At 59.2% G+C, this 13060-nt stretch carries 9 protein-coding genes; 8 read left to right on the top strand and 1 reads right to left on the bottom strand.

The features are described from left to right. Positions 1 to 18 precede the first annotated feature (18 nt). From polB to rluA, 3 genes are all read left to right on the top strand, one after another. Positions 19 to 2379 carry a DNA polymerase II gene (gene polB, locus FT726_RS03135; protein WP_260641671.1) on the top strand — a complete coding sequence of 787 codons (2361 nt, stop codon included), beginning with the start codon at positions 19 to 21 and terminating at the stop codon, positions 2377 to 2379. Between the two features lie 151 nt (positions 2380 to 2530). Next, entirely contained in the window at positions 2531 to 5437 is a 2907-nt protein-coding gene (gene rapA / locus FT726_RS03130) for an RNA polymerase-associated protein RapA (protein WP_058770630.1), read from the top strand. A 21-nt stretch (positions 5438 to 5458) separates the two neighbouring features. Further along, positions 5459 to 6118 carry a bifunctional tRNA pseudouridine(32) synthase/23S rRNA pseudouridine(746) synthase RluA gene (rluA, locus tag FT726_RS03125; RefSeq protein WP_346302387.1) on the top strand — a complete coding sequence of 220 codons (660 nt, stop codon included), beginning with the start codon at positions 5459 to 5461 and terminating at the stop codon, positions 6116 to 6118. A gap of 14 nt (positions 6119 to 6132) precedes the next feature. On the opposite strand, the gene djlA is transcribed toward rluA, so the two are convergent. After that, positions 6133 to 6945 (bottom strand): co-chaperone DjlA, encoded by an 813-nt coding sequence (djlA, locus tag FT726_RS03120; protein ID WP_021312869.1) that lies wholly within the window; start codon positions 6943 to 6945, stop codon positions 6133 to 6135. 182 nt (positions 6946 to 7127) lie between these two features. Between djlA and lptD the strand changes: the two genes are divergently transcribed. The 5 genes from lptD to apaG are packed head-to-tail and all read left to right on the top strand — an operon-like array spanning position 7128 to position 13031. Continuing rightward, complete coding sequence (lptD, locus tag FT726_RS03115; protein ID WP_230857095.1) at positions 7128 to 9500, top strand: LPS assembly protein LptD; 2373 nt, start codon at positions 7128 to 7130, stop codon at positions 9498 to 9500. A gap of 54 nt (positions 9501 to 9554) precedes the next feature. Beyond that, positions 9555 to 10850, top strand: coding sequence for a peptidylprolyl isomerase SurA (gene surA, locus FT726_RS03110; RefSeq protein ID WP_031279707.1), 1296 nt, complete (start codon positions 9555 to 9557; stop codon positions 10848 to 10850). Next, positions 10840 to 11832, top strand: a complete 993-nt coding sequence (pdxA, locus tag FT726_RS03105; RefSeq protein ID WP_059010320.1) for a 4-hydroxythreonine-4-phosphate dehydrogenase PdxA — start codon at positions 10840 to 10842, stop codon at positions 11830 to 11832. The genes surA and pdxA overlap by 11 nt, the downstream gene beginning before the upstream one ends. After that, entirely contained in the window at positions 11825 to 12649 is an 825-nt protein-coding gene (gene rsmA, locus FT726_RS03100) for a 16S rRNA (adenine(1518)-N(6)/adenine(1519)-N(6))-dimethyltransferase RsmA (RefSeq protein WP_021507587.1), read from the top strand. Before pdxA ends, rsmA begins: the two co-directional genes overlap by 8 nt. Positions 12650 to 12653: 4 nt before the next feature. Continuing rightward, the gene (gene apaG / locus FT726_RS03095) at positions 12654 to 13031 is read left to right on the top strand and encodes a Co2+/Mg2+ efflux protein ApaG (protein ID WP_021507588.1); all 378 of its coding nucleotides are present in this window, start codon (positions 12654 to 12656) and stop codon (positions 13029 to 13031) included. Positions 13032 to 13060 lie beyond the last annotated feature (29 nt).

Raw genomic sequence — 13060 nt, 5'->3', positions numbered from 1 at the left:
TCATTCTCCGGAGTTAACGTGACCGAACCGCGCGCAGGATTTTTGCTGACTCGCCACTGGCGGGATACCCCGACCGGCAGCGAAGTGGTGCTGTGGCTGGCCACCGACCAGGGCCCGCAGCGCCTGGTGCTGCCTGCGCAGGAGTCAGTGGCGTTTATTCCCCAGGAGTTCCAGGCGCAAACCGAAGCGCTGATTCGCGACGAGCGCCATACGCGCCTGCAACCGCTGGATCTGAAAGATTTCCGGCGCCGACCGGTGCTGGGACTCTATTGCCGCAGCCACCGACAGCTGCAAAGCATCGAAAAACGCCTGCGTGAAAACGGCATTGCGGTGTATGAAGCAGATATCCGCCCGCCGGAACGCTACCTGATGGAGCGCTTTATCACGGCGCCGGTGTGGTTCAGCGGCGAGCCGCGCGGCGACAGCCTCGTCAACGCGCGCCTCAAGCCGCATCCCGATTACCGTCCGCAGCTGAAATGGGTGTCGCTCGACATCGAAACCACCGAGCACGGCGAGCTGTACTGCATCGGGCTGGAGGGCTGCGGCCAGCGCCAGGTGTATATGCTCGGCCCGCCTAACGGTGATGCCAGCCAGCTGGATTTTGAGCTGATCTACCTCGACAGCCGGCCACAGCTGCTGGAGCAGCTTAACGCCTGGTTCGCCCGTCACGATCCCGATGTCATCATCGGCTGGAACGTGGTGCAGTTCGACCTGCGCGTGCTGCAAAAACATGCCGACCGCTACGGTATTCCGCTGCGCCTTGGCCGTCAGCAGCAGCCGCTGGAGTGGCGCGAGCACGGCTTTAAGCCCGGCGTGTTCTTTGCTCAGGCCAGCGGCCGGCTGGTGATTGACGGGATCGAGGCGCTGAAATCGGCGTTCTGGGACTTCGCCTCATTTAGCCTGGAGGCGGTGTCGCGCGAGCTGCTGGGCGAAGGCAAAGCCATCAACAATCCGTGGCAGCGCATGGAAGAGATCAACTGGCGCTTTGCCCACGACAAACCGGCGCTGGCCACCTACAACCTGAAGGACTGCGAGCTGGTTACGCGTATTTTCCAGCACACCGCCATCATGCCGTTTTTGCTGGAGCGCGCCACCGTCAATGGCCTGGCGGTGGATCGCCACGGCGGATCGGTGGCGGCGTTCAGCCACCTGTATATTCCGCGAATGCATCGCGCCGGCTTTGTCGCGCCTAATCTCGGCGAAGTGGCACCGGAAGCCAGCCCTGGCGGCTACGTGATGGATTCGCGCCCCGGACTGTATGATTCGGTGCTGGTGCTGGATTATAAAAGCCTCTATCCGTCGATCATCCGCACCTTTCTGATTGATCCGGTCGGGCTGGTCGAAGGCCTGGCGCATCCGGATGACGCCGATTCGGTTCCCGGTTTTCGCCACGCGCGCTTTTCGCGCCGCACCCACTGTTTACCGGCGATTGTCGGGCAGATCTGGCAGGGGCGCGAGGCCGCCAAACGCGATGGCAACCAGCCGCTGTCGCAGGCGCTGAAGATCATCATGAACGCTTTTTATGGCGTACTCGGCACCAGCGCCTGTCGCTTTTTCGATCCGCGCCTCGCCTCGTCGATCACCCTGCGCGGTCACGCCATCATGCAGCAAACGCGTGAGCTGATTGAAGCCGAAGGTTTTGACGTGATTTACGGTGACACCGATTCTACTTTTGTCTGGCTGAAAAGCGCCCACAGCGAAGCCGATGCCGCCGCGATCGGCCAGCGGCTGGCCGGGCACGTGAATCGCTGGTGGCAACAGCATCTGCAGCAGACTTACGGTCTCGACAGCGCGCTGGAGCTGGAGTACGAAACCCACTTCAGCCGCTTCCTGATGCCAACCATACGCGGGGCCGAACAGGGCAGTAAAAAGCGCTATGCCGGACTGATTCGCCGCGACGGCGACGAACGACTGGTGTTTAAGGGGCTGGAATCGGTGCGCACTGACTGGACGCCGCTGGCGCAGCAGTTCCAGCAGACGCTGTATGGCCGCATCTTCCGCGGTGAACCCTGGCAGGATTACATTCGCGACACGGTGGCGCAGCTGCTGGCCGGCGAGCTGGACGATCTACTGGTGTATAAAAAGCGCCTGCGCCGGCCGCTGAAAGATTACGAACGCAACGTGCCGCCCCACGTGCGTGCCGCGCGCCTCGCCGATGAACATAACCGTAAACTGCAGCGTCCGCTGCAGTATCAGAACGGCGGATCGATCCGCTACGTCATGGCTACCGCCGGGCCGGAGCCGCTGGAAGCGCGCAGTACGCCGCTGGATTACGATCACTACGTCAGCAAGCAGCTGCAGCCGATCGCCGAAGGGATTTTACCGTTTGTCGGCGATGACTTTGCTACACTGATCACCGGGCAACTGGGGCTTTTTTGACAGGTGACGAATGCCCTGCCATCCAGTACCATAGCGCCCTTCCTGATTCTCACCGCGTGCACCAGCTGACCAGATAACTGTCTGGCGGTGGGGTATTGTCTGAGAGCAGGTGAACGTCTTTCTATCTTTTAGAGAATCGAGCAAAAAATATATGGTTTTTACACTGGGTCAACGCTGGATTAGTGATACGGAAAGTGAGCTGGGACTGGGGACAGTCGTGGCGCTGGATACGCGCATGGTCACACTGATGTTTCCCGCCACCGGCGAAAACCGCCTCTATGCCCGTAATGATTCTCCGGTCACCCGCGTGATTTTTAATCCGGGTGATACCGTCACCAGCCATGAAGGCTGGCAGATGCAGGTTGATGAAGTCCGCAACGAAAACGATTTAGTGACTTACATCGGCACGCGTCTTGATACCGACGAAAGCAACGTGGTGCTGCGCGAAGTGATGCTCGACAGCAAACTGGTGTTCAGCAAGCCACAGGATCGCCTGTTTGCCGGCCAGCTGGACCGCATGGATCGCTTTGCCCTGCGCTTCCGCGCACGCAAATACCAGAGCGAACAGTATCGCCTGCCGATCAGCGGCCTGCGCGGCATGCGCACCAACCTGATTCCGCACCAGCTGCACATCGCACATGACGTCGGTCGCCGTCATGCGCCGCGCGTGCTGCTGGCCGATGAAGTCGGCCTCGGTAAAACCATTGAAGCCGGGATGATTATCCAGCAGCAGCTGCTGGCCGGACGCGCCGAGCGCGTGCTGATCGTGGTGCCGGAAACCCTGCAGCACCAGTGGCTGGTGGAAATGCTGCGCCGCTTCAACCTGCGCTTTGCCCTGTTCGACGACGATCGCTACACCGAAGCGCAGCACGACAGCGATAACCCGTTTGATACCGAGCAGCTGATTATCTGCTCGCTGGATTTTGTCCGCCGCAATAAGCAGCGGCTGGAGCTGCTGGCCGAAGCTGACTGGGACCTGCTGGTGGTTGACGAAGCGCACCATCTGGCGTGGAGCGAAGCCGCGCCGAGCCGCGAATATCAGGTTATCGAACAGCTGGCGGAAAAGACCGCCGGCGTGCTGCTGCTGACCGCGACGCCGGAACAGCTCGGCATGGAGAGCCACTTTGCCCGTCTGCGTCTGCTGGACCCGAATCGTTTCCACGATTTCGCGCAGTTCGTGGCCGAGCAGCAGCACTACCGCCCGGTGGCAGACGCCGTCAGTACGCTGCTGGCCGATCACGCCATCAGCAAAGAGGAGATGAACCTGATCAACGACCTGGTCGGCGAGCAGGATATTGAACCGCTGCTGCAGGTGGCGAACAGCGATCGCGACGGCAAAGACGACGCGCGCAAAGAGCTGATTTCGATGCTGATGGATCGCCACGGCACCAGCCGCGTGCTGTTCCGTAACACGCGTAACGGTGTGAAAGGCTTCCCGAAACGCGAACTGCATCAGATTCGCCTGCCGCTGCCGGCGCAGTATCAGACGGCGATTAAAGTCTCCGGCATTATGGCGGCGCGCAAAACGGCGGAAGAGCGCGCGCGCGACATGCTGTATCCCGAGCAGATTTATCAGGAATTCGAAGGCGACAGCGGCACCTGGTGGAACTTCGACCCGCGCGTTGAGTGGCTGATGGGCTACCTCACCAGCAACCGTAAAGAGAAGGTGCTGGTGATTTGCGCCAAAGCCGCCACTGCGCTGCAGCTGGAGCAGGTGCTGCGCGAGCGCGAAGGCATCCGCGCCGCGGTGTTCCATGAAGGGCTATCAATTATCGAACGCGACCGCGCTGCCGCCTTCTTTGCTTCGCAGGAAGATGGCGCCCAGGTGCTGCTGTGTTCGGAGATCGGCTCGGAAGGGCGTAACTTCCAGTTCGCCAGCCGGCTGGTGATGTTCGATTTACCGTTTAACCCGGATCTGCTTGAGCAGCGTATCGGCCGTCTTGATCGTATCGGCCAATTGCATGACATCCAGATTCTGGTGCCGTGGCTGGAGAAAACCGCCCAGGCAGTGCTGCTGCGTTGGTACCACGAAGGGCTGGACGCGTTTGAGCACACCTGCCCGACCGGCCGCACCATCTACGACAGCGCCTACCCGCAGCTGATTGAGTATCTGGCCGCGCCGGACAACCCGCAGGGGCTGGACGACTTTATCGCCCAGAGCCGCAAACAGCATGACACGCTGAAGGCGCAGCTGGAGCAGGGGCGCGACCGTCTGCTGGAGCTGAACTCGAACGGCGGCGAAGCCGCGCAGGCGCTGGCTGATGCCATCGGCGAGCAGGATAACGACACCGAGCTGGTGAACTTTGCGCTCAACCTGTTTGATATCGTCGGTATCAACCAGGAAGATCGCAGCGATAACCTGATCGTCCTGACGCCGTCTGACCACATGCTGGTGCCGGATTTCCCCGGCCTGCCGGAAGATGGCTGCACCGTAACCTTTAACCGTAACCAGGCGCTGTCACGCGAAGATACCCAGTTCATTACCTGGGAACATCCGCTGATTCGCAACGGCCTCGACCTGATTCTCTCCGGCGACACCGGCAGCTGTGCGCTGTCGCTGCTGAAGAACAAGGCGCTGCCGGTGGGCACGCTGCTGGTAGAGATGATCTATGTGGTCGAAGCACAGGCGCCGAAGCACCTGCAGCTTACCCGCTTCCTGCCGCCCACGCCGGTCCGCCTGCTAATGGATCGCGCCGGAAATAACCTCGCCGGCAAGGTGGAGTTCGAAAGCTTTAACCGTCAGCTCAACGCAGTCAACCGCCATACCGGCAGCAAGCTGGTGAACGCGGTGCAGCAGGATGTCCATCACATCCTGACACAGGCGGAAAAAGTCATCGTGCCGGAAGCGCAGGCGCTGATTGCGGCGGCCAAAGTTGAGGCCGATGAGAAGCTGAGCGCCGAGCTGTCGCGCCTTGAAGCGCTGAAAGCGGTCAACCCCAACATCCGTGATGATGAGGTTGATGCGCTGGAGAGCAACCGCGAGCAGGTGCTGGCCAGCCTCGGTGAAGCCGGCTGGCGGCTGGATGCGCTGCGTCTGATCGTTGTGACACACCAATAATCGCTGAGGCCGCGCTGAATCATGCTGATGGAACCCTACAATCCGCCGCTCGCCCCCTGGCTGCATATTCTGTATCAGGACGAGCACATCATGGTGGTTAACAAGCCGAGCGGTTTGCTGTCGGTGCCTGGCCGCCTTGAGGAGCACAAGGACAGCGTGATGACGCGCATCCAGCGTGATTTTCCGCAGGCGGAGTCGGTGCACCGGCTCGATATGGCCACCAGCGGTGTGATTGTGGTGGCGCTGACCAAGGCGGCTGAGCGCGAGCTGAAGCGGCAGTTTCGCGAGCGCGAGCCCGCGAAGCAGTATGTGGCGCGCGTCTGGGGACATCCGGCAGCGGAACAGGGCATGATCGATCTGCCGCTGATTTGCGACTGGCCTAACCGGCCGAAGCAGATGGTGAGTGTGGAGCTGGGTAAGCCGGCGCAGACGGAGTATCAGGTGCTGGCGTATGACGCCGATAACAGCGCGCGGGTGCAGCTGAAGCCGATCACCGGCCGTTCCCACCAGCTGCGCGTGCATCTGCTGGCGCTGGGGCATCCGATTCTCGGCGATCGCTTCTATGCCCACCCCGAGGCGTTAGCCATGGCGCCACGCCTGCAGCTGCACGCCGAATCGCTGACCATTACCCATCCGGCGTTTGGCAACAGCATGACGTTTCGCCAGCCGGCCGATTTTTAAGGGGCAGCAGCCCCTTATTTAAAGCCCTTCTCTTTGCGAATCAGGTCGTACGCGGCCTGAATCTCCTGCGCTTTCTGCTTCGCCATCTCCATCATCTCCGGCGGCAGACCTTTCGCCACCAGCTTATCCGGATGGTGCTCGGCCATCAGCTTGCGGTAAGCGCGCTTGATGGTGGTGCTGTCGTCGCTGCTTTTCACCCCCAGCACGCTGCAGGCATCTTCCAGCGTCGGGCCACGTTTCGCCTGCTGATAAGCGCCGCCGCCGTACGACGAGCCGCCACCAAACTGCTGACCGCCCTCCATCATGCGCAGGAACTGATCGAACTGCGCGCGGGAAATCCCCAGCTCTTCCGCGATAACGTACAGCACCTGACGCTCGTTGGGATGCAGCGAACCATCAGCAAACGCCGCCTGGATTTGAATTTCCAGAAACATCCGAATCAGGTCAAAACGGCCAAAGCAGGCGCTGCGCAGCTCGCGCAGTTTATTACGTAACGGATATTCGCTCTGCTTACCTTCACGAAACGCACGCTGTGCCGCGGTGCGCGCCTCGCCATGCAGTTGCATGCGATCCATAAATAAAGAGGCAATCTGGATATCCGCTTCGGTGACGCGCCCTTTTGACTTGGTCAGATGGCCCATCACCTGGAACGTGGTGCTGAAGAACAGTGTCTGACGCGCCTGATTATTGGCGAAGTAGCCCTGTCCTTTTACGCTGCGCACTTTGTCAAACAGATGACCAATGATCAGACCCAGTACGATGCCCCAAAAGCCTGCTCCGGAAAGTAAGCCGAGAGCCAGACCAATAACTTTTCCCCAGTAGCGCATAAACTCCTCAATTCGCCATGCTTGCGGCTGAAAATTGCATTATCATACCTGTCATTTATCTCCGCGCCTAACGGCAACGCAGGCAGAGCAGGATTAACACTGGCGCAACGCCGGGCGGTACGTTAGTCTCTGTCCGGATTGTCGGCATGATGCCAGTTTTCATGGAATTATCGAAACCGCGTATGAAAAAACGTATACCTACCCTGCTGGCTACCATGATTGGTGCAGCGCTTTATAGTCAGCATGCACTGGCCGACGATCTGATGTCGCAGTGTATGCTGGGCGTGCCGAGCTACAACCGTCCGCTGGTCAGTGGCGACGCGAATTCGCTGCCGGTAACCATCAACTCTGACTCAGCAAAAGGGAACTATCCGAACGACGCGGTGTTCACCGGCAATGTTGATGTGCAGCAGGGGAACAGCCGTCTGGTTGCCGACGAGATGCAGCTGCATCAGCGTCAGCAGGACGGACAAACGACGCCGGTGCGTACCGTCGATGCGCTGGGTAATGTGCACTATGACGACAACCAGGTCATCCTGAAAGGTCCGAAAGCCTGGTCCAATCTGAACACCAAAGACACCAACGTGTGGAACGGTAATTATCAGATGGTCGGCCGTCAGGGTCGCGGTGATGCTGACCAGATGAAACTGCGCGGTAATAACCGCTATACCATTCTGGAAAACGGCAGCTTTACCTCCTGTCTGCCAGGTTCCAACAGCTGGAGCGTGGTCGGTTCGGAAGTGATTCAGGACCGTGAAGAAGAAGTGGCGGAGATCTGGAATGCGCGCTTCAAGCTCGGCAACGTGCCGGTATTCTACAGCCCGTATCTGCAGCTGCCGATTGGCGACCGCCGCCGCTCCGGCTTCCTGATCCCCAACGCGAAATACGGCAGCAACAACGGCTTCGAATTCATGCTGCCGTACTACTGGAACATCGCGCCTCAGGCCGATGCCACTATTACGCCGCACTACATGAGCAAGCGCGGTCTGCAGCTGCAGAACGAGTTCCGCTACCTGACGCAGTTTGGTGCCGGCCTGTTAGAGCTGGACTATCTGCCGTCTGACAATCAGTACAACAAAGATAAAGCCGCGCGACCGTCGGTGCAGAACGACAGCAACGACGACCGCTGGCTGTTCTACTGGCGTCACTCCGGCGTCTACGATCAGCACTGGCGCTTCAACGCCGACTACACCAAAGTCAGCGATCCTTATTACTTCAACGATCTTGATTCGAAGTACTACAGCTCGACTGACGGCTACGCCACGCAGAAATTCAGCGTAGGCTACGCTGACACCAACTGGGATGCGACGCTGTCCAGCAAAGACTTCCAGGTGTTTGGTAATACCAGCAGCCAGAACGTGTATCGGGCGATGCCGCAGCTGGATGTCAATCTGTACCAGAACGATATCGGGCCGTTTGACGGTCGCATCTATGCGCAGGCGGTGAAGTTCACTAACGTCAGTAACCGAATGCCGGAAGCGACACGTTTGCACATCGAGCCAACGCTCAACCTGCCGCTGTCCAACGGCTGGGCCAGCCTGGATACCGAGGCAAAGCTGCTGGCGACGCATTACCAGCAGGATAACGTTAACTACTACAACGAAAATATCGATACCACCCGCACCAATCAGCTGAAAGAGTCGGTCAACCGCACCCTGCCGCAGTTCAAGGTAGATGGTCGCCTGGTATTTGACCGCAATATGGACTGGGCCGAAGGCTACACCCAGACGCTGGAACCGCGCGTGCAGTACCTGTATATCCCGTACCGCAACCAGAGCAACATCTATCCGTACGACTCCACGCTGCTGCAGACCGACTACACCGGCCTGTTCCGCGATCGCACCTACAGCGGCCTCGATCGTATCGCCTCGTCTAACGAAGTGGCGACCGGCGTGACCACGCGTATTTATGATAACGATCTGGTTGAACGTTTTAACGTTTCCGTGGGTCAAATCTACTCGTTTACCCCGTCTCGTACCGGCGTAAACCAGACGAATAAAGAAGATGATACCGGTAGCCTGGTGTGGGCGGGTGATACTTACTGGAAAGTCAGCGATCGCTGGGGCGTGCGCGGTGGCTTGCAATACGATACGCGGCTGGACAACGTTTCCCAGGGCAATGCCATTGTGGAATATCGTCGTGATGCCGACCGTATGGTGCAGCTGAGCTACCGCTACAGCAGCCCGGAGTATGTGGCGCAGGCGTTGAATAACCCCAGCTATGTCACTAACCCGATCTACAAAAACGGTATCTCGCAGGTGGGCGCCACGGCCAGCTGGCCGATTGCCGATGCCTGGTCGCTGGTGGGGGGTTACTACTATGACACCCGCAACAGCCGTCCGGCCGAGCAGCTAGTCGGTCTGCAGTACAGCTCCTGCTGCTACGCCATTCGTCTGGGTTACGAACGCAAGATCAACGGTTGGGAAAACAACGACAGCAAGTATGACAACCAAATCTCATTCAACATTGAGCTGCGTGGTCTGAGTTCTAACTATGGCTTAGGCACCAATGAAATGCTGCGTCAGGGCATCATCCCTTATCAGCGCGCTTTCTGATGTTGTGATATTTGACAGGCTATCCCGCAGTGCGGAAACAACAATGGATAAAGTATGAAGAACTGGAGAATGCTGATTCTTGGTGTGGCGATTACCGCTAACACTGCGTTCGCAGCCCCACAGATGGTCGATAAAGTTGCCGCAGTCGTGAACAACGGCGTGGTGCTGGAAAGTGACGTAGACAACATGCTGCGCACGGTGAAGTCACAGGCGCAGCAGGCTGGTCAGCAGCTGCCGGATGACAAAACCCTGCGTCATCAGATCCTTGAACGCCAGGTCATGGACGCCATCATTCTGCAGATGGGCGAAAAAGCCGGTCTGCAGGTGAGCGATCAGCAACTGGATCAGGCGATCCAGAATATCGCCGCGCAGAACCGCATGAGCGTTGATCAGCTGCGCAGCCGTCTGGCCTATGACGGGATGAACTACAACGATTATCGCGCGCAGATCCGCAAAGAGATGCTGATCTCTGAAGTGCGTAACAATGAAGTGCGTCGTCGCGTCACCATTCTGCCGCAGGAAGTGGATACGCTGGCTAAGCAGATTGGCTCGCAGAATACCCAGGGCACCGAACTTAACATCAGTCAGATTCTGCTGCCGCTGCCGGAAAATCCAACTCAGCAGCAGGTTGACGACCAGGAAGCGCTGGCGCGTCAGCTGGTGGGTGAACTGAAAGGCGGTGCCGATTTCGGTAAACTGGCCGTGACCTACTCTGCCGATCCGCAGGCGCTGAAAGGCGGCAACATGGGCTGGGGCAAAATTGAAGAGCTGCCAACGCTGTTCTCGCAGGCGCTGAGCAGCGCGAAGAAAGGCGACATCGTCGGCCCAATCCGCTCCGGCGTTGGCTTCCATATCCTGAAAGTGAACGACCTGCGCGGTGAGAGCAAAAACATTTCGGTCACCGAAGTGCATGCCCGCCACATTCTGCTGAAGCCGTCACCGATCCTTACCGACGATCAGGCACGTCAGAAGATTGAACAGATCGCCGCAGACATCAAGAGTGGCAAAACCACCTTCGCCGCTGCCGCGAAACAGTTCTCCGACGATCCGGGTTCCGCGAACCAGGGCGGCGACCTCGGCTGGGCGTCACCGGAAATCTACGATCCGGCGTTCCGTGATGCGCTGCTGAAGCTGCAGAAAGGCCAGGTCAGTGCGCCGGTGCACTCCTCCTTCGGCTGGCACCTGATTCAGCTGCTGGATACCCGTCAGGTGGATAAAACCGATGCCGCGCAGAAAGAGCGCGCGTACCGTCTGCTGTTCAACCGTAAGTTTGCCGAAGAAGCGCAAACCTGGATGCAGGAACAGCGCGCCAGTGCTTACGTGAAGATTCTGGATGGCAATGGTCAGTAATTATCGTGTGGCGATCACGCCCGGCGAACCCGCCGGGATTGGTCCCGATCTCGCCGTTGCGCTGGCTCAGCGTGACTGGCCGGTTGAGCTGGTGGTGTGCGCAGACGGCGACGTGCTGCGCCAGCGCGCGGCTCAACTGGGTTTGCCGCTGACGCTGCGTGACTATCAGCCCGGCGTGGCACCACAGCCGCAGCAGGCCGGTACGCTGACGCTGCTGCCCATCGCGACGGCGCAGCCGGTGACCGCCGGCGAACTGACGGTCGCCAACGGTCATTACGTACTGGAGACGCTGGCCCGCGCCTGCGACGGCTGCCTCAGCGGCGAGTTTGCCGCGCTGGTAACCGGTCCGGTGCACAAAGGCGTGATCAATGACGCCGGCATCCCCTTCACCGGCCACACCGAGTTCTTTGCTGAGCGCGCCGGTGGCGATCGCGTGGTGATGATGCTGGCGACCGAAGCGTTGCGCGTGGCGCTGGCCACCACGCATCTGCCGCTGAAAGATGTCGCGGACGCCATCACCCGTGACAGCCTGCATGAAGTGATCACCATCCTGCATCAGGATTTGCAGCGTAAGTTTGGCATTCCGCAGCCGCATATCTTTGTCTGCGGGCTCAACCCGCATGCTGGCGAAAGCGGTCATATGGGCCGGGAAGAGATCGATACCATCATTCCGGCGCTCGACGAACTGCGCCAGCAGGGCCTGCAGCTCACCGGTCCGTTACCGGCGGATACACTGTTTCAGCCGAAATATCTGCAGCACGCTGATGCGGTGCTGGCGATGTATCACGACCAGGGCCTGCCGGTGCTAAAATTTCAGGGATTTGGTCGCGCGGTGAATATCACCCTCGGCCTGCCATTTATCCGTACCTCTGTTGACCACGGCACCGCGCTGGAACTCGCCGGTCTGGGCAGCGCAGAGCCGGGCAGCTTTATTACGGCGCTTAACCTCGCCATCACTATGATCAAGAGCAGTAATGAATAATCGCGTCCATCAGGGGCACTACGCCCGTAAACGTTTCGGGCAGAACTTCCTGAACGATCAGTACATTATCGACAGCATCGTCTCCGCTATTCATCCGCAAAAGGGTGAAGCCATGGTGGAGATTGGCCCAGGGCTGGGTGCGTTAACCGAGCCGGTGGGCGAGCGTCTTGATGCGCTGACTGTCGTCGAGCTGGACCGCGACCTTGCCGCGCGTTTGCAGACGCATCCGTTCCTCGGTCCTAAGCTGACGATTTATCAGCAGGATGCGATGACCTTCGACTTCTCCGCGCTGTCAAAGGAGCAGGGTCAGCCGCTGCGCGTGTTTGGCAACCTGCCTTACAACATCTCGACGCCGCTGATGTTCCACCTTTTCAGCTATACTGGTTCGATTAAAGATATGCACTTCATGCTGCAGAAAGAGGTGGTTAACCGTCTGGTAGCCGGCCCGGGCAGCAAAGCTTACGGGCGTCTCAGCGTGATGGCGCAATATTATTGTCAGGTGATTCCGGTGCTGGAAGTGCCACCACAATCGTTCACCCCGCCACCGAAAGTGGATTCGGCGGTGGTGCGTCTGGTGCCCTTTACCCAGCCACCGTATCCGGTCAGCGATGTGCGTTTACTGAGCCGTATCACCACCGAAGCGTTTGGTCAGCGACGCAAAACCCTGCGTAACAGCCTGGGACACCTGTTCACGGCCGGTGCGCTGGATGAACTCAACATCGACGCCTCGCTGCGGGCAGAAAATGTCACCGTGGCGCAGTATTGCCAGCTGGCAAACTGGCTGGGCAATCATCAGGCTGAATCTGCGGAGAACTGAGTGCATGAGTGAACTGGCCCGCGTTTGTGTTCAGGTACTGAGTCAGTATGTGGAATCGCAATCCTCTCCCGATGAGGATCGCTACGTGTTTGCCTACACCATCACCATCCGTAACCTCGGGCGCAACAGCGTGCAGCTGCGCAGCCGCTACTGGCTGATCACCAATGGCAACGGGCGCGAGACCGAAGTGCAGGGTGAAGGCGTGGTCGGTGAGCAGCCGCATATCGCGCCCGGCAATGAGTTTCAGTACACCAGCGGTGCGGTTCTGGAAACGCCGATGGGCACCATGCAGGGACACTATGTGATGATCGACGAAGAGGGCGAGACCTTCCACGTGGAGATTCCGGTGTTCCGCCTCGCGGTGCAAACCCACATTCACTAATTCCTCCTCCGCCCGGCCAGTCCGGGCGG

Origin of the sequence: Pantoea sp. Morm (assembly GCF_016643525.1) — a bacterium.
Lineage (GTDB): Bacteria > Pseudomonadota > Gammaproteobacteria > Enterobacterales > Enterobacteriaceae > Pantoea > Pantoea dispersa.
Note: the sequence above shows the minus strand (reverse complement) of the source record. Positions and strands in the feature narration are given on the sequence as shown.

What these genes read in the sequence shown, in the direction of transcription:
- rapA (WP_058770630.1), top strand. Translation starts at nt 2,531, where the DNA reads ATGGTTTTTACACTGGGTCAACGCTGGATTAGTGATACGGAAAGTGAG.
- apaG (WP_021507588.1), top strand. Translation starts at nt 12,654, where the DNA reads ATGAGTGAACTGGCCCGCGTTTGTGTTCAGGTACTGAGTCAGTATGTG.
- djlA (WP_021312869.1), bottom strand. Translation starts at nt 6,945, where the DNA reads ATGCGCTACTGGGGAAAAGTTATTGGTCTGGCTCTCGGCTTACTTTCC.
- rluA (WP_346302387.1), top strand. Translation starts at nt 5,459, where the DNA reads ATGCTGATGGAACCCTACAATCCGCCGCTCGCCCCCTGGCTGCATATT.
- lptD (WP_230857095.1), top strand. Translation starts at nt 7,128, where the DNA reads ATGAAAAAACGTATACCTACCCTGCTGGCTACCATGATTGGTGCAGCG.
- surA (WP_031279707.1), top strand. Translation starts at nt 9,555, where the DNA reads ATGAAGAACTGGAGAATGCTGATTCTTGGTGTGGCGATTACCGCTAAC.
- rsmA (WP_021507587.1), top strand. Translation starts at nt 11,825, where the DNA reads ATGAATAATCGCGTCCATCAGGGGCACTACGCCCGTAAACGTTTCGGG.
- pdxA (WP_059010320.1), top strand. Translation starts at nt 10,840, where the DNA reads ATGGTCAGTAATTATCGTGTGGCGATCACGCCCGGCGAACCCGCCGGG.